This window comes from Sphingomonas sp. URJC2, assembly GCF_059803575.1.
On record NZ_JAPFGX010000021.1, the window covers coordinates 26,585 to 53,245 of the forward strand.

The 26,661-nt window shown below is 68.9% G+C and carries 24 protein-coding genes and 1 tRNA gene; 13 read left to right on the top strand and 12 right to left on the bottom strand.

All coding sequences use genetic code 11. The features are described from left to right. Positions 1-8: 8 nt before the first annotated feature. Positions 9-1,415: an NAD(P)H-dependent flavin oxidoreductase gene (locus OPU66_RS09335; RefSeq protein WP_498553378.1), complete on the bottom strand. Its 1,407-nt coding sequence runs from the start codon at positions 1,413-1,415 to the stop codon at positions 9-11. 77 nt (positions 1,416-1,492) lie between these two features. Beyond that, the gene (locus OPU66_RS09340; RefSeq protein ID WP_498553354.1) at positions 1,493-2,368 is read right to left on the bottom strand and encodes an alpha/beta fold hydrolase; all 876 of its coding nucleotides are present in this window, start codon (positions 2,366-2,368) and stop codon (positions 1,493-1,495) included. Between the two features lie 37 nt (positions 2,369-2,405). Here OPU66_RS09340 and OPU66_RS09345 point away from each other — a divergent pair, with 37 nt between their 5' ends. From OPU66_RS09345 to OPU66_RS09375, 7 genes are read left to right on the top strand one after another with little or no spacing between them, the layout of a single operon-like run. Further along, positions 2,406-3,791 (top strand): protein adenylyltransferase SelO family protein, encoded by a 1,386-nt coding sequence (locus OPU66_RS09345; protein ID WP_498553355.1) that lies wholly within the window; start codon positions 2,406-2,408, stop codon positions 3,789-3,791. Positions 3,792-3,824: 33 nt separating this feature from the next. Then, entirely contained in the window at positions 3,825-5,255 is a 1,431-nt protein-coding gene (astD, locus tag OPU66_RS09350) for a succinylglutamate-semialdehyde dehydrogenase (RefSeq protein ID WP_498553356.1), read from the top strand. 57 nt (positions 5,256-5,312) lie between these two features. Further along, positions 5,313-6,113 (top strand): uroporphyrinogen-III C-methyltransferase, encoded by an 801-nt coding sequence (gene cobA, locus OPU66_RS09355; RefSeq protein ID WP_498553357.1) that lies wholly within the window; start codon positions 5,313-5,315, stop codon positions 6,111-6,113. Further along, a complete protein-coding gene (locus tag OPU66_RS09360; protein ID WP_498553358.1) occupies positions 6,110-6,406 on the top strand; it encodes a DUF2849 domain-containing protein in 297 nt (98 codons plus the stop codon). The genes cobA and OPU66_RS09360 overlap by 4 nt, the downstream gene beginning before the upstream one ends. 40 nt (positions 6,407-6,446) lie before the next feature. Continuing rightward, entirely contained in the window at positions 6,447-8,096 is a 1,650-nt protein-coding gene (locus OPU66_RS09365) for a nitrite/sulfite reductase (RefSeq protein WP_498553359.1), read from the top strand. Continuing rightward, positions 8,089-8,517, top strand: a complete 429-nt coding sequence (locus OPU66_RS09370; RefSeq protein ID WP_498553360.1) for a DUF934 domain-containing protein — start codon at positions 8,089-8,091, stop codon at positions 8,515-8,517. The genes OPU66_RS09365 and OPU66_RS09370 overlap by 8 nt, the downstream gene beginning before the upstream one ends. Continuing rightward, on the top strand, positions 8,510-9,262 hold the full coding sequence (locus OPU66_RS09375; protein ID WP_498553361.1) for a phosphoadenylyl-sulfate reductase: 753 nt from the start codon (positions 8,510-8,512) through the stop codon (positions 9,260-9,262). The genes OPU66_RS09370 and OPU66_RS09375 overlap by 8 nt, the downstream gene beginning before the upstream one ends. A gap of 37 nt (positions 9,263-9,299) precedes the next feature. Here OPU66_RS09375 and OPU66_RS09380 read toward each other — a convergent pair whose 3' ends face one another. Then, positions 9,300-10,001, bottom strand: coding sequence for a uracil-DNA glycosylase (locus OPU66_RS09380; protein ID WP_498553362.1), 702 nt, complete (start codon positions 9,999-10,001; stop codon positions 9,300-9,302). Between the two features lie 29 nt (positions 10,002-10,030). Between OPU66_RS09380 and folK the strand changes: the two genes are divergently transcribed. The 3 genes from folK (at position 10,031) to OPU66_RS09395 (ending at position 12,169) form a co-directional block, all read left to right on the top strand. After that, positions 10,031-10,582: a 2-amino-4-hydroxy-6-hydroxymethyldihydropteridine diphosphokinase gene (gene folK / locus OPU66_RS09385; protein WP_498553363.1), complete on the top strand. Its 552-nt coding sequence runs from the start codon at positions 10,031-10,033 to the stop codon at positions 10,580-10,582. Between the two features lie 46 nt (positions 10,583-10,628). Beyond that, a tRNA-Lys gene (locus tag OPU66_RS09390) sits at positions 10,629-10,704 on the top strand. Between the two features lie 184 nt (positions 10,705-10,888). Beyond that, entirely contained in the window at positions 10,889-12,169 is a 1,281-nt protein-coding gene (locus OPU66_RS09395; RefSeq protein WP_498553364.1) for an oxidoreductase, read from the top strand. Here the strand turns inward: OPU66_RS09395 and dmeF are convergent. From dmeF to OPU66_RS09410, 3 genes are read right to left on the bottom strand one after another with little or no spacing between them, the layout of a single operon-like run. Continuing rightward, entirely contained in the window at positions 12,155-13,081 is a 927-nt protein-coding gene (gene dmeF, locus OPU66_RS09400) for a CDF family Co(II)/Ni(II) efflux transporter DmeF (RefSeq protein ID WP_498553365.1), read from the bottom strand. The genes OPU66_RS09395 and dmeF overlap by 15 nt on opposite strands. Continuing rightward, positions 13,078-13,815 (bottom strand): 3'(2'),5'-bisphosphate nucleotidase CysQ, encoded by a 738-nt coding sequence (locus tag OPU66_RS09405; protein ID WP_498553366.1) that lies wholly within the window; start codon positions 13,813-13,815, stop codon positions 13,078-13,080. Before OPU66_RS09405 ends, dmeF begins: the two co-directional genes overlap by 4 nt. Beyond that, the gene (locus tag OPU66_RS09410) at positions 13,812-14,414 is read right to left on the bottom strand and encodes an NADPH-dependent FMN reductase (RefSeq protein WP_498553367.1); all 603 of its coding nucleotides are present in this window, start codon (positions 14,412-14,414) and stop codon (positions 13,812-13,814) included. Before OPU66_RS09410 ends, OPU66_RS09405 begins: the two co-directional genes overlap by 4 nt. 50 nt (positions 14,415-14,464) lie before the next feature. On the opposite strand from OPU66_RS09410, the gene OPU66_RS09415 reads away from it, so the two are divergent. Then, a complete protein-coding gene (locus OPU66_RS09415) occupies positions 14,465-15,307 on the top strand; it encodes an HpcH/HpaI aldolase/citrate lyase family protein (protein ID WP_498553368.1) in 843 nt (280 codons plus the stop codon). 51 nt (positions 15,308-15,358) lie between these two features. On the opposite strand, the gene OPU66_RS09420 is transcribed toward OPU66_RS09415, so the two are convergent. The 6 genes from OPU66_RS09420 to OPU66_RS09445 all read right to left on the bottom strand — a co-directional run bounded on the left by OPU66_RS09420 (position 15,359) and on the right by OPU66_RS09445 (position 22,718). Beyond that, positions 15,359-17,215: an acetyl/propionyl/methylcrotonyl-CoA carboxylase subunit alpha gene (locus OPU66_RS09420; RefSeq protein ID WP_498553369.1), complete on the bottom strand. Its 1,857-nt coding sequence runs from the start codon at positions 17,213-17,215 to the stop codon at positions 15,359-15,361. Positions 17,216-17,299: 84 nt separating this feature from the next. Then, positions 17,300-18,901: a carboxyl transferase domain-containing protein gene (locus OPU66_RS09425; RefSeq protein WP_498553370.1), complete on the bottom strand. Its 1,602-nt coding sequence runs from the start codon at positions 18,899-18,901 to the stop codon at positions 17,300-17,302. Between the two features lie 176 nt (positions 18,902-19,077). Next, on the bottom strand, positions 19,078-20,247 hold the full coding sequence (locus OPU66_RS09430; protein WP_498553371.1) for an isovaleryl-CoA dehydrogenase: 1,170 nt from the start codon (positions 20,245-20,247) through the stop codon (positions 19,078-19,080). Further along, positions 20,248-21,081, bottom strand: coding sequence for an HpcH/HpaI aldolase/citrate lyase family protein (locus tag OPU66_RS09435; protein WP_498553372.1), 834 nt, complete (start codon positions 21,079-21,081; stop codon positions 20,248-20,250). Continuing rightward, on the bottom strand, positions 21,078-21,530 hold the full coding sequence (locus OPU66_RS09440) for a MaoC family dehydratase (protein WP_498553373.1): 453 nt from the start codon (positions 21,528-21,530) through the stop codon (positions 21,078-21,080). The genes OPU66_RS09435 and OPU66_RS09440 overlap by 4 nt, the downstream gene beginning before the upstream one ends. 66 nt (positions 21,531-21,596) lie before the next feature. Further along, positions 21,597-22,718 (bottom strand): YeiH family protein, encoded by a 1,122-nt coding sequence (locus OPU66_RS09445; protein WP_498553374.1) that lies wholly within the window; start codon positions 22,716-22,718, stop codon positions 21,597-21,599. Positions 22,719-22,822: 104 nt separating this feature from the next. Between OPU66_RS09445 and OPU66_RS09450 the strand changes: the two genes are divergently transcribed. Beyond that, positions 22,823-23,581 (top strand): hypothetical protein, encoded by a 759-nt coding sequence (locus OPU66_RS09450; RefSeq protein WP_498553375.1) that lies wholly within the window; start codon positions 22,823-22,825, stop codon positions 23,579-23,581. Positions 23,582-24,112: 531 nt separating this feature from the next. After that, positions 24,113-26,632, top strand: coding sequence for a TonB-dependent receptor domain-containing protein (locus OPU66_RS09455; RefSeq protein ID WP_498553376.1), 2,520 nt, complete (start codon positions 24,113-24,115; stop codon positions 26,630-26,632). Positions 26,633-26,661: the final 29 nt, after the last annotated feature.

Consider the following 26,661-nt stretch of genomic DNA (forward strand, 5'->3'; position numbering starts at 1 on the left):
GTGCGGTTTCAGTCGCCGGTCAGGATGCGGTCGACCAGCTGCTTGACCGTCGGCACGAACCCGTTTGAATAAAAGGGATCGCGCTTGAAGTTATAGGCATTGTGGCCGGCAAACATCAGGTTGCGGTCCACATCGCCGCCATGGGCAATGTCCTGCAGCGTCTTCTGGATGCAGAAGCTGCGCGGATCGGCCAGCCGCCCGGTCGCGTTTTCCTCATTGTCCGCCCAGGACGAAAACGCACACTGGCTGAGGCACCCCATGCAATCGGCCTGATCCTTGCGGATCACCACCTTGTCCTCGGGCGTGACAAACACCAAAGTGTTGTCCGGCGTCTTCAGCGCTTCGGTAAAGCCAAGGCCGTGCCATTCGCGCGCGCGCAGCAGATCACCGCGCGTCACCCAGAAATGCTTGCCGCGCACCCCGACATCGAGCTGATATTGATGGTCGCCCGCCTGCTCCATCGAAAAGGCGATCTGGCGTTCCGACCGCGCCTCAAGGTCGCGCAGGAACGGGTTGCGCACCGCCGAGGAATAGAAACCGGTCGGCGAGAAACGGTGGAGCAGGACATCGCCCTCCTCCAGCGTCATCAGCCGCGCCTTCCATTCATCGGGGATCGGGCTTTCCTTGGTCAGCAGCGGGCGCGTGCCATACTGAAACGCGATGGTGCCGAGTTCGGGATTGTCGATCCAGTCGTTCCAGTCGCGCAGATACCAGACGCCGCCGGCCATCACGATCGGCACATCGTCGGAAATCCCGCCCTCGCGCATCGTCTCGCGCAGCGCCTTCACGCGCGGATAAGGATCCTCGGGCTTCAGCGGATCTTCGGCGTTGGACAGGCCGTTATGCCCGCCCGCCAGCCAGGGATCTTCATAAACGACTGCGCCCAGCCATTCCGATGCCTTGGAATAAGCGCGCTTCCACAGCGCGCGGAACGCGCGCGCCGAGCTGACGATGGGCAGATAGCTGACGCCATAGGATGCCGCGATTTCCGACAGCTTATAGGGCATGCCCGCACCGCAGGTCACGCCGGCGACCAGCCCGCGCGTCCGCTCCAGCACGCCGTGCAGCACGCGCTGCGCCCCGCCCATTTCCCACAGCACGTTGATGTTGATCGCACCGCGACCGCCAGCCATGTCATAAGCGCGGCGCACCTGCTCGACCGCGCCGTCAATGGCATATTGGATCAGCTCTTCATGCCGGTCGCGCCGGGTGCGGGCGCGGTAGATTTGCGGGATCACCCGCCCTTCGGCATCATAGCTGTCGGCATTGACGGCCGACACCGTGCCGATGCCCCCGGCCGCCGCCCAGGCGCCCGAACTGGCATGGTTGGTGGCGGAAACCCCCTTGCCCCCTTCGACAAGCGGCCAGACTTCCCGGCCGGCATAAACGATCGGGCGAAGGCCCTTAAACCCCATAGTCGCTGCGTTCATGCTGCGCCCTATGCATGGATTTCATGCGAAGCGCAAAACCGGTTTTTCACCGGCCAAGCCGCTTATCGTCCCGCGACCGGCCAGACGCGGGCCAGCAGCGCATCGATTGCCGCCACCGCCGCCGGCTCAGCCAGGGTCGGCGCATGGCCGACGCCGGGCACCGTCACCGCCTCGGCCAGCGGCAGCAGCTGCTGCATCCGCGCGACCGTCGCCTCGGCCAGCAGATCGGACAGCGCCCCGCGCAGGATGACGAGCGGCACGCCGCGCAGCGGTTCGAGCGCGGGCCACAGGTCGATCCCCGCCTCCCCGCCCGGCAGGCGCATCGGTTCGGCGATGCGCGGATCATAATCGATGACGATGCGGCCCGACGACGACAGCCGGTAAAGCCGCTTGGCCATCGCCAGCCAGTCTTCGATGCCATAGCCCGGATAGGCGGAGCGGTTGGTCTCGGCCAGCGCGCGCGCGGCGTGCAGCCAGGTCGGCCAGTTGCCGCCCTTGCCGACATAGGTGCGGATGCGCGCCAGCCCCGCCGGTTCGAGCGCCGGGCCGACATCATTGAGCACCACGCCCTTCAGCCGCTCGCGCTCGGCGCCGGCCATCAGCATCGTCACCAGCCCGCCCAGCGACGTGCCGATCGACACAAATGCCTCCAGCTCGAGCTGGCGGATCAGCGCCTCGACGTCCTGCACATAGGTGAGCGGGACATAGCTCATCGGATCCTTGGCATAGGCGCTTTCGCCCCGGCCGCGAAACTCGGGCGCGATCACCCGCCATGCCGGGCTGAGCCGTTCCGCCAGCGCCTCGAAATCGCGCGCATTGCGGGTCAGCCCCGGCAGGCACAGGATCGGCGGGCGGCCATCGGCCCCGCCCGCATAGTCGCGGTAATGCAGCCTCAGCCCGTCGTTCGACCACCAATATCCGTGCGCGAACCCGGCCATGCTTGCGTCCCACTGCCCAAGCCCCCCATATCACGGCATGGCCGATGCCCCGCAACCCCAGCCAGACGTGCCGATTGCCGCCGTTGCCGATTTCCTTGCCGATCCGGTGGAGGCGGCCGATTTTCCCGCGACCATCCTGCGGTTCCGCAACGACCGCGCGGCGGCGATGATCGGGCTGGACGAGCTGGACGATGCCGGCTGGGTCCGCCATTTCGGGCGCTTCACGCCCTTGCCCGGCAATCTGCCGCAGCCGCTGGCGCTGCGTTATCACGGCCACCAGTTCCGCGTGTACAATCCCGAAATCGGCGACGGGCGCGGCTTTCTGTTCGCGCAGCTGCGCGACCGGGACGGGCTTTGGCGCGACCTTGGCACCAAGGGATCGGGGCAGACGCCCTACAGCCGGTTCGGCGACGGGCGGCTGACGCTCAAAGGCGCGGTGCGCGAGATTCTGGCGACCGAAATGCTCGAGGCGCTGGGCGTGCCGACCTCGCGCACCTTTTCGGTGATCGAAACCGGCGAGCAGCTGCACCGGGGCGACGAGCCCTCGCCCACCCGCTCGGCGGTGCTGGTCAGGATGAGCCATGGCCATATCCGCATCGGCAGTTTCCAGCGCCTCGCCTATCTGGGCGACCGGGCCGGGCTGGAACGGCTGACGGCGCATGCGCTGGCCACCTATCATGACGATGCCAGCGGCGATCCGGTGGCGCTCCTGCGCCATGTCGTCGCGGCGACCGCACGGCTTGCCGCCAGCTATATCGCCGCCGGCTTCGTCCATGGCGTACTCAACACCGACAATATCAACATCAGCGGCGAAAGCTTTGATTACGGGCCATGGCGGTTCACGCCGCGCTTCGACACCGGCTTTGTCGCCGCCTATTTCGACCAGACCGGGCTGTATGCGTTCGGCCACCAGCCCGAGGCGATCCAGTGGAACGCGGTGCAGCTGGCGGGCGCGTTGCGCGACATCGCCGATGTCGACGCGCTGATCGCCGAGCTGGACCGGTTCGCCCCGCTCTACCGCGCGGCTTTGGTCGACCGGATGCTGTGGCGGCTGGGGGTGGCGCGCAGCGACGACGATGAGGCCGATGTCGCGCTCGTCCGCGCGATCGAACAGGGGCTGATCGAAACCGGGGTCGAGATCGACCGGTTCTTTTTCGACTGGGCGGGCGGCGCGCGGCGCGGCCCCTCGCCCGCCGACCCGCTTTACACGCTGCCGGCCTTTGCGCCGTTCATCGCCGCCGTCGCCGGGCGGCAGCCGGTGCGCGCGACCGACCATCCCTATTGGCGCGACGATGCGCCGTGCAGCATGCATATCGACGAGGTCGAGGCGATCTGGGCGCGCATCGCCGAACGGGATGACTGGCAGCCGCTCGAGGCCAAGATCACGGCGATCCGGCGCATGGGGGCGGCAGTTGCGGCTTGACCGGGGACGGGCCGGGTGCTGGAAGGCGGGCAGATGACGCCCGAGCTGCTGTCCCACGAACCCGCGACCGGTGCCGAACTGTGGCGCGCCCCGCTCAGCGATGTCGACCATGAGGTCGCGCTGGCGCGCGCGTCATGGGTTGACTGGGCGTCGCGGCCCTTCACCGTCCGCATGGAAACGCTGCGCCGTTTCGCCAACCATGTCCGTGCCGAGGCCGAAAAGCTGGCCGACCTGATCGCGCGCGAAACCGGCAAGCCGCTGTGGGAAGCGCGCACCGAGGTCGACAGCGTGATCGCCAAGGTCGACATCTCGATTTCGGCCTATAGCGAGCGGACCGGCAAGAAGCGGCTGGAAGGCGCGATGGGCGCGAAAATGGCGCTCAGGCACAAGCCGCACGGCGTGCTCGCGGTGCTTGGGCCTTACAATTTTCCCGCCCATCTGCCCAATGGCCATATCGTCCCCGCCTTGCTCGCCGGCAATGCGGTGGTGTTCAAGCCGTCGGAAAAGACGCCTGCGGTCGGCGCGGCGCTGGTCGCGCTCTACCGCGAGGCCGGCATTCCCGAAGGCGTGATCCGCCTCGTGATCGGCGGGCCGGATCAGGGCCGGGCGCTTGCCGCGCATGACGGGATTGACGGGCTGCTGTTCACCGGTTCGGCGCGCACCGGCCTCGCGCTCAACCGCCAGTTCGCGGAGACGCCGGAGAAGATCCTTGCGCTCGAAATGGGCGGCAACAACCCGATCATCGCCTGGGACACCGGCGATCTGGGGGCGGCAGCGGCGCTGATCGTCCAGTCGGCATTCATGTCGGCCGGGCAGCGCTGCACGGCGGCGCGGCGGCTGATCGTGCGCGACGGGCTGTATGAGCCGCTGATGGCCGAGCTGCTGAAGCTGACCGAGCGGCTGATCATCGATCATCCGCATGCGACGCCGGCCCCGTTCCTCGGCCCGGTGATCGACAATGACGCCGCCGACAGCCTGACCGAGGCGTTCCTCGCGCTGATGATGAAGGGCGGCCGGGTGATCAAGCATCTGGAACGGCCCGACGAACGCCGCCCGTTCCTCAAACCCGGCCTGATCGACATGACCGGCATTGCCGACCGGCCCGATGCCGAAATGTTCGGCCCGGTGCTTCAGGTGGTGCGCGTCGCCGATTTCGAGGCTGCGATTATCGAGGCCAATGCCACACGCTATGGCCTGTCCGCCGCGCTGATCGGCGGCAATCCGGCGCATTACGACCAGTTCTGGGCCAATATCCGGGCCGGGATCGTCAACTGGAACCGGCCGACCAACGGGGCATCGTCCGCCGCGCCCTTTGGCGGCATCGGCTGGTCGGGCAATCACCGGCCAAGCGCCTATTACGCCGCCGATTATTGCGCCTATCCGGTCGTGTCGACCGAGGCGGAGCAGCCGCGCGCCTCGATCGGCGTCGGGCTGGCCGATCCGGCCACCGAAAAGCTCAGCTAAAGCCCACCCAAGCATCGCTGCTTTGCCGCTGTTCGCGCCCCGCCCCATGTGGCGGGCATGACAGCTGCCTCTTCTCACGCGCAGGCCCCGGCGGGGCGTGTCTGGCTGGTCGGCGCCGGGCCAGGCGATCCCGATCTGCTGACCTTGAAGGCCGCCCGGCTGCTCGCCGAGGCCGATCTGATCGTCCATGACGGGCTGGTCGATCCCCGCATCCTCGACCTGAGCCGGGCACCGCGCGTGTCGGTCGCCAAGTCGCGCAGCCGCCATTCGATGCCGCAGGAAGAGATCAACGCCCTGCTGGTGGCAGAGGCGCGCGCGGGCCGCCGCGTCGTCCGGCTGAAGGGCGGCGATCCGTTCATCTTCGGTCGCGGCGGCGAAGAGGCCGAGGCGTGCGAGGCCGCCGGCATCGCGGTCGAGGTCGTGCCCGGCGTGTCGGCCGCGCTCGGCTGCGCGGCCGAGGCGATGCTGCCCCTCACCCACCGCAACTGGTCGAGCGCGGTCAGCTTCGTCGCCGGCCAGTGCAAGGGGCTGGCCGATCAGGACTGGTCGGGCCTTGCCGGTCAGGGCCGCACGCTCGTCATCTATATGGGCGTCGCCACAGGGGCCGATATCGCCGACAAGCTGATCGCCGACGGCGTGTCGCCGGCCATGCCGGTCGCCGTGCTCGAACGCGGCACCCGGCCGGGGTCGCGGGCGCTCCGCACGCTGCTCGCCGATCTGGGCGGGCTGATCGACCGCGCCCGCGTCGCCAGCCCGGCGCTGATCGTGGTCGGCGAGGTCGCGGCGCTCGGCCGCGCGCAGGACATGCTGGCGCTGGCCGACGCCCATCCAGCAATGACGGCGGAGGCACGGGCATGAAGCTGCTGACCGGAAACGATCTCGGCTCGGGCGATGTGATCTGGTGGGCGGGCAGCGGCTGGTCGCGCCATATCGGCGACGCCGTCGATGTCGGCCAGGACGGCGAAGCCATCGCCCACCGCGAAGAAGGCGCGCGGCGGGTCAACGTCCCCTATGTGATCGACGCGGTGCCCGGGCCGGACGGTCCGCGCCCGGCCCATATCAAGGACCGCATCCGCGCGCTCGGCCCGACCGTCCGGCCCGACCTGTCGCTCCAGCCCGCCGATCCGGGTGCGGGCAGCTGGGTGATCTGATGCCGCATCTTTCTGCCATTCGCCCGACCGGAGGGGCCTGATGTACCGTTACGACAGCTATGATACCGCGATGGTCGCCGCGCGGGTGGACGAGTTTCGCGATCAGGTCGCGCGCCGCCTGTCGGGGCAGATGACCGAGGACCAGTTCAAGCCGCTGCGGCTGATGAACGGCCTGTATCTGCAGCTTCATGCCTATATGCTGCGCGTCGCCATTCCCTATGGCACGCTCGACAGCCGGCAGATGCGGATGCTCGGCCATATCGCGCGCCGCTATGACCGGGGCTATGGCCATTTCACCACCCGCCAGAACATCCAGTTCAACTGGATCCGGCTGGAAGACGCGCCCGAGATCCTGGCCGAGCTGGCGACGGTCGAGATGCATGCGATCCAGACATCGGGCAATTGCATCCGCAACATCAGTTCGGATCAATATGCCGGGGCCGCCGCCGACGAGGTGACCGATCCCCGCCCCTGGGCCGAGCTGCTGCGCCAGTGGAGCAGCTTCCACCCCGAGTTCAGCTATCTGCCGCGCAAGTTCAAGATCGCGGTGATCGCCAGCGACACCGACCGCGCGGCGATGCGGCTGCACGATATCGGCATCCAGATCGTGCGCGGCGCGGACGGCAGCCTTGGCGCGCGCATCTATGCCGGCGGCGGCATGGGCCGCACGCCGATGATCGCGCATCTGATCAAGGATTTCGTGCCCGCCGATCAGCTGATCAGCTATATCGAGGCGTGCCTGCGCGTCTATAATCGCCATGGCCGGCGCGACAACATCTACAAGGCGCGGATCAAGATCCTGCTGCACGAGATCGGGGCCGATGAATATCGCCGCGAGGTCGAGGAGGAATTCGCCCATGTGCTGACGCTGGGCATCGATCCGCCGGCCGCCGAACTGGCGCGGATCACCAGCTTCTTCGCCGGCCCGGCGCTCAGCCCCTGCGAAGATGGCCCCGGCGAAGATGGCGACAAAACGCCCGCCGATCCGGCCTTTACCGCCTGGGTCGCGCGCAATGTGGTGGCGCACAAGGTGCCGGGGCATGCGATCGTCAACATCAGCCTGAAACCCGTCGGCGGCATTCCCGGCGATGCCAGCGCCGACCAGATCGACCTGATCGCCGACCTTGCCGAACGCTACAGCCATGACGAGCTGCGCATCACCCATGCCCAGAACATCGTGCTGCCGCATGTCGCGCGCGCCGATCTGAAAGCGGTGTGGGACGCGCTGAGCGCCGCCGGGCTGGCCGAGGCCAATCTCGATCTGATCACCGACATCATCGCCTGTCCGGGGCTTGATTATTGCAGCCTCGCCAATGCCCGATCGATCCCGGTCGCGCAGAAGATCGCGCAGCGTTTCGCCGATCCGACGCGGCAGCGCGATCTGGGCGAGCTCAAGCTCAAGATCAGCGGCTGCATCAATGCCTGCGGCCACCACCATGCCGGCCATATCGGCATTCTGGGCGTCGACCGCAAAGGCACCGAGAATTACCAGCTGCTGCTCGGCGGTTCGGGGGCGGAGGATGTCAGCCTCGGCCGCATCACCGGGCCGGGGTTTGACGAGGACGGCGTCGTCGACGCGATCGAGCGGGTCACCGACCGTTATCTGACGCTGCGGGCGGCGGGCGAACGCTTTGTCGACACCTATCGCCGCGTCGGCATGGAGCCGTTCAAGGAGGCGATCTATGGCTGATCAGCTGCTCAGGCTGCGCGACGACGATCCGGCGGAGGAGCCGGCGGTGACACTCGACGCGTTTCTGGCCCAGGCCGATGCCGGGGCGGTCCGCATCGAGCCGGGCGACGATGCCCGCGCGCTGCTGCCGCATCTGGGGCGGCTGCGGCTGATCGAAATCGCCTTTCCCGGCTTTCGCGACGGGCGCGGCTATTCGGCGGCGCGCATCCTGCGCGAACATGGCTATACCGGCGAACTGCGCGCCGAGGGCGATGTGCTGATCGACCAGATCGTGCCGATGCGCCGCGCCGGGTTCGACAGCTTTGCCCCGCGCGTGCCGATCGACCGGGCGGCGGTGGATGCGGCGGTGGCGCGCTATGGCCATGTCTATCAGGCGGCGGCCGATGGCCGCGCGCCAATCTGGACGCTGCGCCATGGCTGATCCCGCGCGCCTGACCGACCGGATCGACACCGCCCCGGCCTTCACCCCCGAAGATGCCGCCCGGCTGGAGGCGCGCTTTGCCGGGGTGGCGACCGCCGACATGCTGGCGGCCTTGCTCCCCGAACTGGCCGGGCGGGTCGCGCTTGTTTCCTCGTTCGGGGCCGAATCGGCGGTGCTGCTGCATCTGGTCGCTGCGGTCGACCGGCAGGTGCCGCTGATCTTCATCAACACCCAGAAGATGTTCGGCGAGACCCTTGCCTATCGCGACGAGCTGGCGGAGCGGCTGGGCTTTGTCGATCTGCGCGTGTTCCGCCCCGATCCCTATCAGCTGGCGCTCAAGGACAATACCAGCCTGCGCTGGTCCTATGATCCCGATGGCTGCTGCGCGCTGCGCAAGGTCGAGCCGCTCGACCGCGCGCTCGGCGGCTTCGACGCATGGATTTCGGGCCGCAAGGGCTTTCAGGCCAGGACGCGCGCGGCCCTGCCCCGCTTCGAGATCGAGGATGGGCGGCTGAAGATCAACCCGCTCGCCGATTGGGCCAAGCCCGATCTCGACGCCTATTTCGCCGCGCACGATCTGCCCCGCCATCCGCTGGAGGCGCAGGGCTATCCGTCGATCGGCTGTTCGCCCTGCACCAGCAAGGTCCGCCCGGGCGAAGACCCGCGCGCCGGGCGCTGGCGCGGCTGGGACAAGACCGAATGCGGCATCCATGGCAAGGACAGCGCCGACGATCCGGTGTTCTGACCGGGAAAATTGCCAACCGGCGGCTACGGGCCGGGGGTCAGGCCCCGCCAATCTCCAGCGCGCGGGCAAAGACCTGGGCGAACATGTCCGGCGTCAGCCGCCCGGTATTCTGGTTGTAGCGCGAGCAGTGATAGCTGTCGATCAGCACCGCCCCGCCCGGCAGCCGGTGTTCGGCCAGATGGCCGAACCGGTAATCGGCCTGCCGCCCGCCCAGGGTGCGGACGATCTGCTGATGCGCGATCTGGCCGAGTGCCACCATCACCCGCACCCCCGGCAGCGCATCGAGCTGGCGGGCCAGAAACGGCCGGCAGGCATTGGCTTCGGCCGGGGTCGGCTTGTTTTCGGGCGGCAGGCATTTGACCGCATTCAGGATCACCGCGCCGTGCAGCGCCAGCCCGTCATCGGGCCGCGCGGCATAGCTGCCCCGCGCCAGCCCGAAATGCAGCAGCGTGTCATACAGCAGCTCCCCGGCGAAATCGCCGGTGAACGGCCGGCCGGTGCGGTTGGCGCCATGCTTGCCGGGGGCAAGGCCGATGATCGCCAGCCACGCGCCGGGATCGCCAAAGGCCGGCACCGGCGCGTTCCACCAGTCCGGATATTCGCCCCTCAGAGCGTCCCGGAACGCCGCCAGACGCGGGCAGAGCGGGCAATCGGCCGGCGCCTCGAGTGCGGGCCAGGGGCTGATCGTCGGGGCCGTGGCCGGCGATCCGGCCGTGCGCGGGTTTTCAGGGCTTATCATGGCGGTCGCCCCGCGATAGGCGCAGCGGCATGACAGGGGCAAGCCCGCAGACACGCTATGCCGTCGCCATCGGCTCCAACCGCCGCCATCACCGGCACGGATCGCCCGCCGGCGTGGTGCGCGCGGCGGCGCAGGCGCTGGCCGCGCTCGGCACCGTCCGGGCGGTCGCGCCAGTGGTGGCGACAGCGGCGCTCGGCCCGGCGGGGCGCGGCTTTGCCAATGGCGCGGCGGTGCTCGACAGCCCGCTCGATCCGCCCGCGCTGCTGGCGGCGCTCAAGCGGATCGAACGCGGCTTTGGCCGGCGCGGCGGGCGGCGCTGGGGACCGCGCGTACTCGATCTCGACATCATCCTGTGGTCGGGCGGCGGCTGGGCAGAGCCGGGGCTGGTCATTCCGCATCCTGATTACAGGGTGCGCGATTTCGTGCTGCGCCCGCTTGCCGCCATCGCCGCCGGCTGGCGCGATCCGCTGTCCGGCCTCACCGTGCGCCAGCTTCGCCACCGCCAGCGGCGACCGCGTTCACGCCGAGCCGTTCCACCGCCAGAGGCGACGGCGTTCACGCCGAGCCGTTCCACCGGTTGACCGGGGCCGGTCATCCTTCTAAGGGGGCCGGCCTATGCCCGAGCGGGGGCCCTTAGCTCAGTCGGTAGAGCAACTGACTTTTAATCAGTAGGTCGCTGGTTCGAATCCAGCAGGGCTCACCATCCCGGCCGGCGCGCATCGGCGGCCGGCACCCCGCCGCAGCCGGATTGTATGCAATCCGCCTTCGCCATGGCCGGACTGCGCATGACGTTGGTCGATCCCGGTTGCGGTCTGCAACCGAGTGGTTGCATCCGTTCCGGATACATTTAGGCTGCGCACCGCCCGACCCGTGCGGAACCCCGACCCATGACCGATGCGCCGATCCTGTCCGCCCCGTTCCAGCCCGCGCACGGCCCGGCGCTGCCCAACCGGCTGGTCAAGGCGGCGATGACCGAGGGGCTGGCCGAGGGCGGGCGTCCCGGCGCGGCGCTCAACCAGCTTTACCGGCTCTGGGGGGCAAGCGGGGTCGGGTTGCAGATCACCGGCAATGTCCAGATCGATGCCGCCCATCTCGAACGGCCGGGCAATGTGGTGATCGACCGCCCGCCCGATGCCGATATGGCCGCGCGGCTGGCCGACTGGGCGGCAGCAGCGAAAAGCGGCGGCGGCCGGGTGTGGATGCAAATCAACCATGCCGGGCGGCAGACGCCCGTGCATGTCAACCCGCGCCCCAAGGCCCCGTCCGCCGTCCCGGTGGCGCTGCCGGGCAAGCGCTTCGGCACGCCGGTGCCGCTCGCCGAGGCGGAGATCGAGGCGCTGATTGCGGGCTTTGCCACCACCGCCCGCGCCGCCGCCGATGCCGGGTTCGACGGCGTGCAGGTTCATGCCGCCCATGGCTATCTGCTGTCGCAATTCCTGTCGCCGCGCGCCAACCGGCGCACCGACCAATATGGCGGCACGCTGGAAAACCGCGCCCGCATGCTGATCGCGGTCGTCCGCGCGGTGCGCGCGGTGCTGGCCGGCGGCCAGACCCTGTCGGTCAAGCTCAACTCGGCCGATTTCCAGAAGGATGGCTTTGCGTTCGAGGAGTCGCTGCGCGTCGCCGCCTGGCTCGCCGATGAAGGGGTCGATCTGCTCGAAATCTCGGGCGGGTCATATGAACAGCCGCGGATGATGGCGCTTGACGGGCTGGAACGGCCGGTCGAGCCGCTGTCCGGCTCGACGCGTGCACGCGAGGCCTATTTCCTCGATTTCGCGCGCGCAATGCGCAGCGGCCGCACCCCGCCGCTGATGGTCACCGGCGGCTTCCGCACCGCCGCCGCCATGGCCGGGGCACTGGCCGATGGCATCGCGCTGATCGGCATCGGCCGGCCGATGTGCGCCGATCCGCTCGGCCCGGCACGGCTGCTCGCCGGCAGCGACGACATGCTGACCCGGGTCGAAGACCGGCTGCGCATCGGGCCGGGGCTGCTTGGCCCGTCATCGCCGCTGCGGATGGTGAAGGCGATCAACGGCTTTGCCGTCATGTCCTGGTATTATCAGCAGATCAGGCGGATGGGCGCGGGCCAGATGCCCGATCCCGACCAGTCGGTGCTGGGCGCGCTGATCGCCGAACAGCGCACCGACCGGGGTCTAGTCGGCCGCTGATCCCGAATCGTCCGACACGCTGATCCAGACCCAGGCGAGGCCGTGCCGCCCGGCCAGCCGCGCGCGATAGGCGGCAACCGGCAGCGGCCGGGCGCTGCGCAGCGTGACGAGGGCGGCAAACCGCCCCGGCCCGATCCGCCAGCAGCGCAGATCGACAACCTCGGTCACCTCGTCCGCCACCGCCGCGCGCAGCCGTCCGGCCAGCGCCGCGTCCGCAGTGGCATCGACCAGCACCAGCGCGGTTGCGCGCATCAGCCCCACCGCCCAATGCGCGATGACCAGCGCCCCGGCGATCCCCGCCGCCGCATCCAGCCAGCGCCAGCCCAGATACAGGCCGGCGAGCAGCGCCGCGATCGCCAGCACCGATGTCAGCGCATCGGCCAGCACATGGAAATAGGCCGAACGCAGATTATGGTCATGATGATGGCCCTGCGCGCCATGGTCATGGTCGTGATCGTGATGATGGTCGTGCGCCAGCAGCAGCGCGCTCGCCAGATTGACGGCCAGCCCCAGCCCCGCCACCCACAGCGCCTCGCCATAGGCAATCGCGCCGGGCGACAGCAGCCGGTCGACCGATTCGACCGCAATGCCGACCGCAAACACGCCGAGCAGCAGGGCGCTGGCAAAGCCCGCCAGATCGCCCACCTTGCCGGTCCCGAACACGAAGCGCGGATCGGCGGCATGGCGGCGCGCATAGCGATAGGCGAACGCCGCCAGCCCGAGTGCGCCGACATGGGTGGCCATATGGATGCCATCGGCCAGCAGCGCCATCGACCCGGTCGCCAGCCCCGCTGCAACCTCGACCAGCATCGTGACCGCGGTCAGCGCGACCACCCACAGCGTGCGGCGTTCATGGGCGTGATGGCCAGCACCCAGCGCCGCGACCGGCCCGTGCTCGGTCCCCGCGCTCATGACAGGTCGATCCCGTCCAGCGCGGCGCGCACGCGCGGGGCCAGTTCGGGCGTGCAGATCAGCAGATCGGGCAGCAGCGTGTCCGCGCCATTATAGATGCACGGGCTGCCATCGGCGCGGGTCGTGACCATGCCCGCCGCCCGGGCGACCGCGACCGGCGCGGCATTGTCCCATTGATGCTGGCCGCCGGTGTGGAAATAAATGTCCCCCTCGCCCATCAGCACCGCCATCGCCTTGGCCCCGGCCGATCCCATCGGCACCATTTCGGCATCCAGCGCCTCGGCCAGCCGGGTCGCGGCCTCGGGCGGGCGCGAGCGGCTGACCAGCAGGCGCGGGCGCGCCGGGCGCGTCACCGGCGGCGGCGGCGCATCCGAACGGAACACCAGCCCGCGCGCCGGCAGCGCCACCGCACCGACCGTCGCCACGCCATCGACGGCCAGCGCGACATGCACGGCCCAATCGTCCCGGCCCTCGGCATATTCGCGCGTGCCGTCGAGCGGATCGATGATCCACACCCGCGCCTTGCCCAGCCGGTCAAGGCTGTCGGTCGTTTCTTCCGACAGCACGGCGTCGGCGGGCCGCGCCTCGGCAAGCGCATGCATCAGCAGCACATTGACCGCCTGATCGCCGGCATCGCCCAGCGCCCGCCCGGTCACCAGCCCGGTATCGCGCAGCGTCAGCGCCAGCCGCCCGGCGGCATCGGCCAGCCGCGCGGCCAGCTCGCCATCGGTCATTGCTCGACCGGGCCGGTGCTGGTCGCATCGGGGATGCGCTGGCGCAGCCGGGCAAACTCCACCACCTGCTTGCCGACCAGATCGAGCTGCCCGGCCGCCGCCTCGTCATGGCAGACACCGTCGCGGAACATGCCCGACACGCTGCGGATGCCCGCGCCCAAAGGCGTCGGCCAGCCGCGCAGCGCATGGACGATGGCGCGCAGCGTGGCGAGCGTCGATCCGGTCGCCTGCCAGCCATAAGCGGTGGCGATCAGCCCGACGGGCAGCCCGTCCAGATAGACGCGCGCATCGCGCGACGTCTCCTCGATATAATCGATCGCATTCTTGACGAGGCCCGAAATCGACCCGTGATAGCCGGGGCTGGCCAGGATCAGGCCATGCGCGCCGCGCACCGCCTCCACCAGCCTCAGCCCCTCGGCCGACCGGTCCAGCACGCCGGGCGCGTAATGCGGCAGCGCGGCAAGCGTCGGGCCGTCGAACAGCGTCACCGTCGCACCTTCGGCGGCTGCTGCCGCGAGCGCGAGGCGCAGCGCCTGTTCGGTCGACGACCCCGGCTGGGTGGTGCCCCCGATCCCGACAATCGACAATTCCCGGTTCACCCGCACCCTCCCGCTTGCATCGCGGGGCCAGCCCCCGCACAGACTCGTGGATGACCCAAAAGCATATCCGCCCCCGCCGGTCGATGCTCTATGTGCCCGGCGACAAGCCCCGCGCGCTCGAAAAGGCGCGGACCCTGCCGGTCGATGGCGTGATCTTCGACCTTGAAGACGCGGTCGCGCCCGAAGCGAAGGAGGCGGCGCGCGTCGGCATCGCCGCCGCACTCGCCGCCGACTGGGGCGGGCGCGAGCTGATCCTGCGCGTCAGCGCCGCCGATTGCGCGGCCGATTTCGACCTCGCCGGGCGGCTGGCGCTGGACGGCGTGCTGCTGCCCAAGGTCGAACATGCCGAGACGGTTGCGGCGGCGGCCGCCCGGACGCGCCACCCGCTCTGGTGCATGATCGAAACGCCGCTGGGCGTGCTGCGGGCGGCGCAGATTGCCGGGGCGAGCGACCGGCTGGCCGGGTTCGTCGTCGGCAGCAACGATCTGGTCAAGGATCTGCGCGCACGCCATGTGCCCGACCGCACGCCGATCCTGACCGCGCTGTCGCTGATCCTGCTCGCCGCGCGCGCGCATGGCCTTGCCGCGATCGACGGCGTGCATCTGGGGCTGGACGACATGGCCGGGCTGGAGGCCGCCTGCCGGCAGGGCCGCGACCTGGGGTTTGACGGCAAGACGCTTGTCCATCCCGCCGGAATCGCCATTGCCAACCGGGTGTTCGGCCCGGATGCGGACGAGGTCGCGCAGGCCCGGCGGATCATCGCCGCCTGGGCCGAGGCGCGCGCCGCCGGCAAGGGCGTCGCGCGGATCGACGGCCAGATGGTCGAACAACTGCATGTCGACCAGGCCGAGGCGCTGGTCGCGCTGGCCGAGGCCGTCGCCGCCGCCGGGTAAGCGCGGCCTTTAACAGGCCGGCGTCAGCGGACCGGAATCAGCAGGCCGGAATCAGCCTTTGGCCTCGACCCGGACGAGCAGCGTCCCCTCGCTCACCTGCGCCCCCGCCTCGGCGCGCAGTTCGGCGACATGGCCGTCGAACGGCGCGGTCAGCGTATGCTCCATCTTCATCGCCTCGAGCGTGACGAGCTTGTCCCCCTTGGCGACGCGCGCGCCTTCGGCCACGTCGACGGCGATAATGCGGCCCGGCATCGGTGACAGGATCGCCCCGTCGCCGCCGCCGCCGCCCGCGCCGCCCGCCGCGCGCCAGGGCGCGACCGCCCAGCTCTGCCCGGCCTCGCTCAGCACCAGCGCCTCGCGCTCTGGCCCGGCGGCATCAAGCGGGCCGGTGCCGCCCGGCGCACCCTCGGCCTCGACCAGCTGGAGCGCGCCATCGACCGACAGGGCGACCCGCCGCTCCGGCGCGCGGTTGAGCCGGAAGCCCGCGAGCGGCCGGGCGGAGAACATCGCCGCCGCCTCGGCCAGCGCAGCGCCCGAGGGCAGCGCATCGGGCATCAGCGCCTCGCCCGCGCGCGCGATCAGCCCGGTGTCGAGCGTCCCGGCGACGAAATCGGGATGGGCGAGCGCCTTGACCAGAAACCCGGCATTGGCGCGGACCGGCCAGACCACGGTGTCGGTCAGCGCCTCGGCCAGCGCGAGACGCGCCGCCTCGCGGTCCTCGCCCCAGGCGATCAGCTTGGCGATCATCGGATCGTAAAAGGGCGTGACCTCGCCACCTTCCTCGACCCCGGTGTCGATGCGGACATCGTCGCCCAGCTCGAACGCCTCCAGCCGGCCGATCGACGGCAGGAACCCCTTGGCCGGATCCTCGGCATAAAGCCGCGCCTCCATCGCCCAGCCATTGATCGACAGCTCGTCCTGCCCGAGCGGCAAAGGCTCGCCCGCCGCGACGCGCAGCTGCCATTCGACCAGATCGACGCCGGTAATCTCCTCGGTCACCGGATGCTCGACCTGAAGCCTGGTGTTCATTTCCATGAACCAGATGCGGTCGGCACGCAGCCCTTCAGAGGCGTCGGCGATGAACTCGATCGTCCCTGCGCCTTCGTAATCGACCGCGCGGGCGGCGCGGACGGCGGCGGCGCACACGGCTTCGCGGGTGGCCGCGTCCATGCCCGGCGCGGGCGCTTCCTCGATTACCTTCTGGTGGCGGCGCTGCAGCGAACAGTCGCGCTCGAACAGATGGACGACGCCGCCATGGCTGTCGCCGAACACCTGCACCTCGATATGCCGGGGGGCGAGAATGTATTTCTCGATCAGCACCCGGTCGTCGCCAAAGCTTGCCGCCGCCTCGCGCTTGCAGCTGGCCAGCGCGTCGGCAAACTCGGCCGCACTGTCGACGCGGCGCATCCCCTTGCCGCCGCCGCCGGCCACCGCCTTGATCAGCACCGGCCAGCCGATCGCCGCCGCCTCCGCCGCCAGCCGGTCGGGCGACTGGTCCTCGCCCAGATAGCCGGGGGTCACGGGCACGCCGGCTTCAGCCATCAGCTTTTTCGCCGCATCCTTCAGCCCCATGGCGCGGATCGCGTGCGGCTTCGGCCCCACCCAGATCAGCCCGGCATCGATCACCGCCTGCGCGAAATCGGCATTTTCCGACAAAAAGCCATAGCCCGGATGGATGGCGGCCGCCCCGGTCGCGCGCGCGGCGGCGATGATCCGGTCGCCCAGCAAATAGCTTTCGCGCGCGGGCGGCGGGCCGATATGCACGGCCTCATCGGCCTCGCGCACATGCAGCGCCCCGGCATCGGCGTCCGAATAGACGGCGATGGTGCGCACGCCCAGCTGCCGCGCTGTGCGGATGATGCGGCAGGCAATCTCGCCGCGATTGGCGATCAGAAGCGAAGGGATCATCTCGTCGGTCCTCAGAGCATGTCCGGTACCGGGCGTCATCGCCCGGCGGCCCGCAACATGCGGCAACTCAAAAACCCGGACAGGTCACATGCGGAACACGCCGAAGCGCGGCGTGTCGTCGACCGGCGCATTCAGGCTGGCGGCAAGTGCCAGCCCCAGCACGTCGCGCGTCTGGGCCGGGTCGATCACCCCATCGTCCCACAGCCGCGCGGTCGCGTAATAGGGATTGCCCTCATCCTCATATTTCTGCCGGATCGGGGCCTTGAACGCCTCGGCCTCTTCGGGCTTCCAGCGTTCGGCATCGCGGTGAACGGTCGCCAGCACGCTTGCCGCCTGTTCGCCGCCCATCACGCTGATCCGCGCATTGGGCCAGCTGAACAGGAAACGCGGTGAATAGGCGCGGCCGCACATGCCGTAATTGCCCGCCCCGAAGCTGCCGCCGATCAGCACGGTCAGCTTGGGCACATTCGCGGTGGCGACGGCGGTGACGAGCTTTGCGCCATGTTTGGCAATGCCTTCGGCCTCATATTTGCCGCCGACCATGAAGCCGGAAATGTTCTGCAGGAACAGCAGCGGCACCCGGCGCTGGCACGCCAGTTCGATGAAATGCGCGCCCTTGACCGCGCTTTCGGAGAACAGGATCCCGTTATTGGCGAGGATCGCCACCGGCATCCCCCAGATATGCGCGAACCCGCACACCAGAGTGGTGCCGTAAAGCGGCTTGAATGCGTGAAACTCGGACCCGTCGACGATGCGGGCGATCACCTCATGCACGTCATAAGGCGCGCGCACATCTTCGGGGATGACGCCGTAAAGCCCGGCCGGATCATGCACCGGCGGGCGCGGCGCGCGGCGATTGACCACCGCCTCGGCGGGCGGCGGCAGCGTCGCCACGATGTCGCGCACGATGGTGAGCGCATGATCGTCATTTTCCGCGACATGATCGACCACGCCCGACCGGCGGCCATGCAGGTCGCCGCCGCCCAGATCCTCGGCCGAAATCACCTCGCCGGTCGCCGCCTTGACCAGCGGCGGGCCGCCCAGAAAGATCGTGCCCTGATTGCGGACGATCACCGTCTCGTCCGACATGGCGGGAACATAGGCACCGCCCGCCGTGCAACTGCCCATCACACAGGCGATCTGCGCAATCCCCTCGGCCGACATATTGGCCTGATTGAAGAAGATGCGGCCGAAATGATCGCGGTCGGGAAACACCTCGGCCTGATGCGGCAGATTGGCCCCGCCTGAATCGACCAGATAGATGCAGGGCAGCCGGTTCTGCCGGGCGATTTCCTGCGCGCGCAGATGCTTTTTGACGGTGAGCGGATAATAGGTGCCGCCTTTGACGGTGGCGTCGTTGCACACGATCATCACCTGCCGGTCGGACACGCGGCCAATGCCCGCGATCAGCCCGGCACCCGGCACATCCTCGCCATAAACGCCATCGGCGGCCAGCTGGCCGATTTCCAGAAACGGCGATCCCGGATCGAGCAGCCGTTCGACCCGTTCGCGCGGCAGCAGCTTGCCGCGCGCGACATGGCGGTCGCGCGCCTGCGCCGGCCCGCCCAGCGCGGCCTCGCCAACGCGCGCGGCCAGCGCCTCGGCCAAAGCGCGGTTGTGCGCCGCCCGCGCCTGCACGGCCGGGCTGTCGGGCTGGATGGCGGTCTGCAGAACGGGCGCGCTCATCGCCGTTCCGCCCCTGCCGTCGCGGCCGTCCCGCCCGCAATGCCAATCTTGCCCACCCGGAAGGGGCCGCCTGCTGCCATCATCACCATCGCCCTGTGTCGTGGCGGCCGGGCCGGACCACGCCCCGCCCCGCCACCTGAATATCTGCCACCTGAATATCTGCCGCCTGTGGCGCCTCAGGCTGCGCCGATCAGCTCGCGCCCGATCAGCATCCGCCGGATCTCGTTGGTGCCCGCGCCGATATCGAGCAGCTTGGCATCGCGCAGGAAGCGTTCGACCGGCCAGTCGCGCGTATAGCCCGCCCCGCCCAGCGCCTGCACCGCCTCGCCGGCGACGCGGAAGGCGTTTTCGGACGCCAGCAAGATCGCCCCGGCCGCATCGAAGCGCGTCGTGCGCCCGGCATCGCAGGCGCGCGCGACCGCATAGACATAGGCGCGCGCCGAGTTGAGCGCGACATACATGTCGGCAACCTTGGCCTGGATGAGCTGGAACGCGCCGATCGGCTTGCCGAATTGCTGGCGTTCGCGGACATAGGGGATGACCGTGTCGAGACAGGCCTGCATGATGCCCAGCTGGATGCCGGCAAGCACCGCGCGCTCATAATCCAGCCCCGACATCAGCACGCCGACGCCGCCATTTTCCGGGCCCATCACATTTTCCTCGGGCACCTCGCAGTCGGTGAACACCAGCTCTGCGGTCGGCGAGCCGCGCATCCCCATCTTGTCGATCTTCTGCCCGATGCTGAAACCGGGCATGTCCTTTTCGATGAGGAAGGTGGTGATGCCGCGCGACCCGGCTTCGGGCGCGGTCTTGGCATAGACGACCAGCGTGTCGGCATAGGCCGAGTTGGTGATCCAGAATTTGGTGCCGTTGAGCACCCAGCCACCCTGCACCCGCTCGGCACGGAGCTTCATCGACACGACGTCGGACCCGGCCCCCGCCTCGGACATGGCAAGGCTGCCGACATGCTCGCCCGAAATCAGCCTGGGCAGATATTTCGCCTTCTGCTCGGCATTGCCCCAGCGGGCGATCTGGTTGACGCACAGATTGGAATGGGCGCCATAGGACAGGCCGATCGAACCCGAAGCGCGCGCGATTTCCTCACAGGCGATCACATGCTCCAGATAGCCCAGCCCCAGCCCGCCATCGGCCTCGGCCACGGTGATGCCGTGCAGGCCGAGCGCGCCCATCGCCGGCCACAGCTCGTCGCGGGGGAACCAGTCCTCGGCATCGATGCGGGCAGCAAGCGGCGCGATGCGTTCGTCGGCGAACCGGCGCGTCGTCTCACGGATCATCTCGGCATTTTCGCCAAGCGCGAAATCAAACTCGGGCGTTGCGACAGTCATTTATCGTGTTCCTGCTCTCTCCAGCAGCCGCCGTGCCTGTTTCACGTGCGGCGCGTCAACCATCTTGCCGCCGACCTTGAGGACGCCGGCACCGGGATTGGCGGCAAAGGCCTCGATCACCGCCCGCGCATGGGCGATGGCCTCGGCACTCGGGGTGAAGGCGGCGTTGATCACCGCGATCTGGGCGGGATGGATCGCCATCATGCCCTGAAACCCGTCGCGCGCGGCACGGCCGGCATAGGCGGCCAGCCCCTCCAGATCGCGGATGTCGGGATAGACGGTCTCGACCGGCGCGACCCCGGCGGCGGCGGCGGCGAACAGGGTCAGCGCGCGCGCAACCTCATAAGGCGGCGTATAGCTGCCATCGGCCTCGCGCGCCGACACCGCGCCGATGGCGGCGGGCAGATCTTCGGCACCCCAGGTGACGCCGGCCAGATCGCCCGCCACCTGTTCATATTCGCCCAGCCGGAACAGCGCGCGCGGCGTTTCGGTCGCGATCGGCAGGATCGGCAGGCCGGGCGCGGCGGCGGCCAGCGCGGCGATGCTCGCCGCCCCTTCCGCCTTGGGCAGCACCAGCCCGTCGGGCCGCGCCGGCAGCACGGCGGCAAGATCGGCCGCATGATCGGCGGTGCCGAGCGGATTGACGCGCACGAACAGGCGCGGCCCGTCCCGGCCCGCACGGCCAAGGAAACCGGCAATCGCCGCCCGCGCCTCCGGCCGCGCATCGGGGGCGACCGAATCCTCAAGGTCGAGGATCAGCGCATCCGCGCCAAGGCCCAGCGCCTTGTCCATCCGCTCCGGCCGGTCGCCCGGCACGAACAGCCAGCTCCTCATGCGGGCCGCCGCCGGACCAGCGCCATCCGCAGGCAGCGGCAGACCAGCTGGTCGCGCTGGTTGAACATCCGGTGTTCGAAGGTCACGATCCCGGCATCGGGGCGCGATCCGCTGGCGCGCAGCTCGGCAACCGCGGTTTCGGCGCGCAGCGTGTCGCCGATGAACACCGGGGCGGGCATCACCACCTTGTCATAGCCCAGATTGGCGATCAGCGTGCCAAGCGTGGTGTCGCCCACCGACACGCCCACCATCAGCGCGAAGGTGAAGGTGCCGTTGACGAGGATCTGGCCGAACTCGCTCGCCCGCGCCGCCTCGGCATCGAGGTGCAGCGGCTGCGGATTGTGGGTGAGCGCCGAAATCATCAGATTGTCCGTCTCGGTGACGGTGCGGCGAATGTCATGGGCGATGGTGTCGCCCACCGTCCATTCGTCGAAATAACGTCCGGGCATCGTGAATCTCTCCTGCCCGCGCGCCTCTAGAGCATTTTCCGGCCGGGTAAAATCGCGCGGCAGCCCTCAAAACAGCATTTGGGCTGCCGCGAGCGCGAGCAGGAAACTCACCGCCGTCGCCGCCACCACCGGCATCGACGCGCGCCAGCCCTGTTGCAGCAGCAGGTGCATCGGCGAGCGGATGCCGGTTGCGACCACCGCCAGCAGCAGCAGGATGGTCGTCGCGCGCTTGGCGATGATCGCCACTTCGGGCGGCAGGGCGATGGCCGAGTTGAGCGCGGTCAGCCCCAGAAACGCAGCGATGAACCACGGCACCGGGGCCGCCCCGCCCGCCCCGCCCGGCTCCCGCGGCACGGCGAGCGTGACAAGCAGCAGCGTGGGCGCGAGCAGCGCCACCCGGGTCAGCTTGACGATCGCCGCCGTCTGCCCCTCGACCTCGCCCAGCGAATAGCCGGCACCGAGCGCCTGGGCGACGTCATGGATCGACGCGCCGATCAGAAACCCCGCCGCCTCGCGGCCAAGCCCGAGGCTGGTGGCAAGGATCGGGTAAAGCGACATGGCGAGCGCGCTCGCCGCCGAGACGGTGACGAGCACCAAAGTCAACTGCGCCTGATTGACCCGCTTTTCCCCCAGCGCCGTGGCGAGCGCCAGCGCCGCCGATGCCCCGCAGATCGCCACCGACCCGCCGGCCAGCAACCCAAAGGCGAGACCGAGGCCAAGCGCGCGGGCGACCAGCGTGCCCGCCGCCATCACCAGCAGGATGATCAGCGCGATGGCGACAAAGCTCGGCCAGCCGAGATCGGCGATTTCCCACAAGGTCACCTGAAAGCCGACGAGCACGATGCCCCAGCGCAGCAGCGTCTTGGAGGCAAAGCCCAGCCCTTCGTGCAGCCGCTGGTCGGCGTTCAGAAAGTTGAAGGCGAGGCCGATCAGCAGCCCCATCAGCATCAGCGGCGCAGCATAATGGTCGGCAAGCCAGGCCGCCGCAGCCCCTGCCAGCGCTGTCACACCCAGGCCCGGCAACAGCACGAACAGCGCCGGGCGCAACCGGGCGGCGCCGCCTGCCGGGCGCGCCTCGACCTCCAGCAGATCGCCGAACAGATCGGCGGCAGCGGGCATGGGCCGCGCGGTCGAGCCGGGGCGATGCAGGGGCTGGGGGTCGGGATCATGCGCCATGGCGCTGCTCATGGCGCAAAGCCGTCCGCCGGAAAAGGGGCTCGCGCATCGGGGCTTGTCCCGGGTGGCGCGCGGCGGCGCTTGCTCTTGGCCCCCGGGACGGACAGGATGGCGCCATGTCGATCCTGCCGGCCGCTGCCGCCCCCCGTCTTCCGTCCCCCGCGTTCCGCGCCGCCGCTGCCCGCCGGGCGCGAACCGCGCTGGCGCTGTGCGCTGCGCTCGCCGCCGCCGGCTGCGGCACCTCTGGTGACGGCAATGACAGCGCGGCTGCGGCCCGGCCGATCGTTTTCCCGTCCAACCGGGCGGCGCAGTCGGCGGCCTGTTATGCGGCGCGGCTGGCGCGCACCGATGCCACGGGCGGCAAGCAGCTGACCGTCGAGGAGGTCAGCGAGGCCGCGCAATATCTGCTGCTCGGCGCGACCGAAGCCGGCATCACCGAGCCGAACCGGGCCAACGCGCTGCGCGACGAAGGGCTGGCGCTGGTCGACCGCATCCGCGCCAGCGGCCAGGCGGACAGCCTGCTGCGCCAGTGCCAGCAGGCCTTTGCCGCCACCCGCCCCGGCGCGTTCGTCGCCCTGCCCGCCGACACGCCGGGCGCGCGGCAGCAATGCTATGGCCTCGGCTTTGCCATCGCCCAGATTGCCGGCAACTCGCCCGATGTGGCGCGCGACGCCCGGCTGACCGGGTATCTGAAGATGACGGCGGCGCTGGACGAACGGGTCGCCGCCGATGCGCGGGCAGCCGGCACGACCGCGCCGGAGCTGTTGCTGCAGGACGTCAAGCGCGGCCTTGCCCGCGCGCTGGAGGCCGGACCGGTGACCGCCGTGCTCGATGCCTGCAGCCAGCGTTATGGCGTCGCAGACGCCACGGGCTGATCCGCAGACTGACACCGCAAACATAGCTGAACACCCACCGGACTGAGGCGGCGCGACGACCGGCCCGACGGTTCCGGCCGCACGGGTGACGTTACGGCATCCGGCCTTCTCCTTCGCAGGCGCAGCATGACCATGCGCGCCCCGCCGGGGCTGCGGATTGCTGCCGTTTCTGTCCGGTCATGGCCAGATTCTGTCCGGTTCGCACCCGGATCGCCCACCCCCGTCTATAATGACTGCGATAGCTGAACCCACAGCATTGCGGAGAAAAACGGTTGGGCATGAGCAAAGGCAGGAGCGCGGATTTCGCCGGCAACCCTGTTTGTTAAATTCTAGCAAACCCTATCAGCATTTCTACTTACTCAGGCCGAAACCACTCTGAAATCGCTGTCATATAGCGCCACCCAATGACCTGATGAAATCGAATTCCACGCTTTTAGTTAACCCAGAACGTCGAATATCGTCAGGTTTAACCATTTATTGAGTTGTTTTTCTGCGTTTTCACACCCGGCATCACAGAAGAAAGCGGACTAGATGACCAAGACCTTCCTTCTCCTCACCGTCGCGCCGTTCGCGATTGCGACGCCCGCGCTGGCGGAAACCACCATGGCCGGCGCGATCGCCGATGCCGTTGAAGCCTCCGAAGCTGCGGAGCCGCAGGCGGGCAAGGCCGCGCCGCCGGCCGAAGTGTTTTCGACCGGCGTGGCCAAGGGCCGCGACCGTCTGGACAGCGCCACCTCGACCAGCTCGCTGCGCGCGACCGAGATCGAGAAATTCGGCGCCCGCTCGCTCGCCGAAGTGTTCCGCAACATCCCCGGCATCCGCGCCGAAGCGATCGGTGAAGGCCTTGGCAGCTACACCATCCGCGGCCTGCCGCTCGCGGCCAACGGCTCGAAGTGGCTGAACTTCCAGGAAGACGGCCTGCCCGTCGTCGAGTTTGGCGACATCAACTATCTGACGCCCGACTCGCTGATGCGCTTCGACCTCAATGTCGGCCAGATCGAAACCATCCGTGGCGGCTCGGCCTCGACCTTCGCGTCCAACTCGCCGGGCGGGGTGATCAACCTGATCTCCAAGACCGGCGATGTCGAAGGCGGCGCGCTTCAGGCCTCGACCGGCATCGACTATCAGGATTACCGCGTCGACTTCTCCTATGGCGCGCGTCTGAGCGAAACCGTCCGCTTCCATGTCGGCGGCTATTACCGCGAGGGCGAAGGCCCGCGTGACAATGGCTTCACCGCCTATCGCGGCGGCCAGATCAAGTTCAACATCACCAAGGATCTGCCGACCGGCTATATCCGCCTCTACGGCAAGTATCTGAGCGACCGCACCCCGCTCTATCAGGGCGTGCCGATCGCGGTGACCGGCACCAACGAGAATCCGAATTATTCGAACGTGCCGGGCTTTGATGCGTCGCGCGACGTGCTGCAGGGCCGCAACATCAGCAACTATGTGATCCCCAACGGCCAGAACAACCTGACCCGCTTCGACGCGCGCCAGGGCATCAACCCGACCGTCAAGTCGATCGGCCTTGAGGCGCAGTTCGATGTCGGCGACTGGACCATCACCGAGCGCTTCCGCTATTCCGACATCGGCGGCAGCGTGCAGCTGATCCTGCCGCTGCGCATCGCGCCGGCGGCCACGATCCTTGGCGCCGTCGGCGCCCCGGGCGGCTCGCTGCGCTACGTCAATGGCGACCGTGCCGGCCAGCTGGTGGGCAACGCTGCGACCGCGACGCTCAACGGCAACGGCCTGCTGGCGAACGGCCTGTTCTACAATCCGCAGATGAAGAACATGGACAACATCACCAACGACCTGCGCGCCAGCCGCGTATGGAAGGCAGGTGCCGGTGAGCTGACGACCACCGTCGGTCTCTATGCCTCGCGTCAGTCGGTGTTCAACGACTTCCTTGGTTCGAGCATCATCACCGACGTGCGCAGCGGCGGCAACACGGCGTTTGTCGACGTGCTCAACACCGCCGGCGTTGCCCAGACCCAGGGCGGCTTCTTCAACTTCAACGGGTCGGTCGCGGCCAGCCTGGACGCGGACTATCAGGTCCTCGCGCCCTATGGCTCGGTCAACTACAAGATCGGCAAATTCTCGTTCGGTGGCAGCATCCGCTTCGATCGCGGCAATGTCGAGGGCCAGGCCTTTGGTTACACCATCGGCGCGACCAACTACCCGACCCGCCCGGTCGACATCAATCGCGACGGCACCATCTCGCCGGCCGAAACGCGCACCGCGGTGTTCGATTTCAACGCCCCGGCGCTGGTTGATTATAACTACAACTATGTCAGCTATTCGGGCAGCGTGAACTACCGCGCGTCGGACTCGCTGGCAGCCTTTGCCCGCTACAGCCGGGGCGGCCGTGCCGCGGCCGACCGTATCCTGCTCACCCCGAGCATCGATCCGGTCACCGGCCGGCTCGCGCCGGGCTTCCGGGGCTATGACGTCGTCACCCAGACCGAACTGGGCCTGAAGTTCCGTCAGTCCAACGTCACCCTGAACGTGACCGGCTTCCTTGCCAACACCGGCGAAGTCAACCGCCAGGTGACGTCGAACGCGGCCGGCGAAACCGTCGCCTTCCTGATCGAGCGCGACTATCGCGCCTATGGCGTCGAGTTGGAGGGCGCGGTGACGTTCGGCAACTTCAGCCTGTCGGCCGGGGCGACCTACACCAAGGCGGAAATTACCGCCGACGCCACCCAGCCGCAGTTTGTCGGCAACACCCCGCGCCGTCAGCCGAACCTGATCTTCCAGGCGACGCCGCAGTATAGCACCGATCTGTTCACGGTCGGCGTCAATGTGGTGGGCCATACCGACAGCTACACGCAGGACCAGAACCAGCTGCGTCTGCCGGGCTTCACCATAGTCAGCCCGTTCCTGCAGGTCCGCCCGACCGACCGGGTGACGGTGATGCTCAACGTCAACAATGTGTTCGACACCATGGGCATCGTCGAAATCTCGCAGGGCGCGCTGCCGGCCAACGGCGTCGTGACCGGGCGGACGATCAACCCGCGCACCGTCTCGGCGGCGGTCCGCTTCAACTTCTGAGGAACGCCGTTCCGGCCGGGGCACCCCGC

Bases quoted from the DNA above. Each gene is read 5' to 3' on its own strand.
- OPU66_RS09425 (WP_498553370.1), bottom strand. From the start codon at position 18,901: ATGAGCGCGCCCGTTCTGCAGACCGCCATCCAGCCCGACAGCCCGGCC.
- cobA (WP_498553357.1), top strand. From the start codon at position 5,313: ATGACAGCTGCCTCTTCTCACGCGCAGGCCCCGGCGGGGCGTGTCTGG.
- OPU66_RS09405 (WP_498553366.1), bottom strand. From the start codon at position 13,815: ATGACCGATGGCGAGCTGGCCGCGCGGCTGGCCGATGCCGCCGGGCGG.
- OPU66_RS09335 (WP_498553378.1), bottom strand. From the start codon at position 1,415: ATGGGGTTTAAGGGCCTTCGCCCGATCGTTTATGCCGGCCGGGAAGTC.
- OPU66_RS09445 (WP_498553374.1), bottom strand. From the start codon at position 22,718: ATGAGCAGCGCCATGGCGCATGATCCCGACCCCCAGCCCCTGCATCGC.
- OPU66_RS09370 (WP_498553360.1), top strand. From the start codon at position 8,089: ATGGCTGATCAGCTGCTCAGGCTGCGCGACGACGATCCGGCGGAGGAG.
- OPU66_RS09380 (WP_498553362.1), bottom strand. From the start codon at position 10,001: ATGATAAGCCCTGAAAACCCGCGCACGGCCGGATCGCCGGCCACGGCC.
- folK (WP_498553363.1), top strand. From the start codon at position 10,031: ATGACAGGGGCAAGCCCGCAGACACGCTATGCCGTCGCCATCGGCTCC.
- OPU66_RS09360 (WP_498553358.1), top strand. From the start codon at position 6,110: ATGAAGCTGCTGACCGGAAACGATCTCGGCTCGGGCGATGTGATCTGG.
- OPU66_RS09435 (WP_498553372.1), bottom strand. From the start codon at position 21,081: ATGAGGAGCTGGCTGTTCGTGCCGGGCGACCGGCCGGAGCGGATGGAC.
- OPU66_RS09440 (WP_498553373.1), bottom strand. From the start codon at position 21,530: ATGCCCGGACGTTATTTCGACGAATGGACGGTGGGCGACACCATCGCC.
- OPU66_RS09420 (WP_498553369.1), bottom strand. From the start codon at position 17,215: ATGATCCCTTCGCTTCTGATCGCCAATCGCGGCGAGATTGCCTGCCGC.
- OPU66_RS09345 (WP_498553355.1), top strand. From the start codon at position 2,406: ATGGCCGATGCCCCGCAACCCCAGCCAGACGTGCCGATTGCCGCCGTT.
- OPU66_RS09375 (WP_498553361.1), top strand. From the start codon at position 8,510: ATGGCTGATCCCGCGCGCCTGACCGACCGGATCGACACCGCCCCGGCC.
- OPU66_RS09450 (WP_498553375.1), top strand. From the start codon at position 22,823: ATGTCGATCCTGCCGGCCGCTGCCGCCCCCCGTCTTCCGTCCCCCGCG.
- OPU66_RS09430 (WP_498553371.1), bottom strand. From the start codon at position 20,247: ATGACTGTCGCAACGCCCGAGTTTGATTTCGCGCTTGGCGAAAATGCC.
- dmeF (WP_498553365.1), bottom strand. From the start codon at position 13,081: ATGAGCGCGGGGACCGAGCACGGGCCGGTCGCGGCGCTGGGTGCTGGC.
- OPU66_RS09365 (WP_498553359.1), top strand. From the start codon at position 6,447: ATGTACCGTTACGACAGCTATGATACCGCGATGGTCGCCGCGCGGGTG.
- OPU66_RS09455 (WP_498553376.1), top strand. From the start codon at position 24,113: ATGACCAAGACCTTCCTTCTCCTCACCGTCGCGCCGTTCGCGATTGCG.
- astD (WP_498553356.1), top strand. From the start codon at position 3,825: ATGACGCCCGAGCTGCTGTCCCACGAACCCGCGACCGGTGCCGAACTG.
- OPU66_RS09395 (WP_498553364.1), top strand. From the start codon at position 10,889: ATGACCGATGCGCCGATCCTGTCCGCCCCGTTCCAGCCCGCGCACGGC.
- OPU66_RS09415 (WP_498553368.1), top strand. From the start codon at position 14,465: ATGACCCAAAAGCATATCCGCCCCCGCCGGTCGATGCTCTATGTGCCC.
- OPU66_RS09340 (WP_498553354.1), bottom strand. From the start codon at position 2,368: ATGGCCGGGTTCGCGCACGGATATTGGTGGTCGAACGACGGGCTGAGG.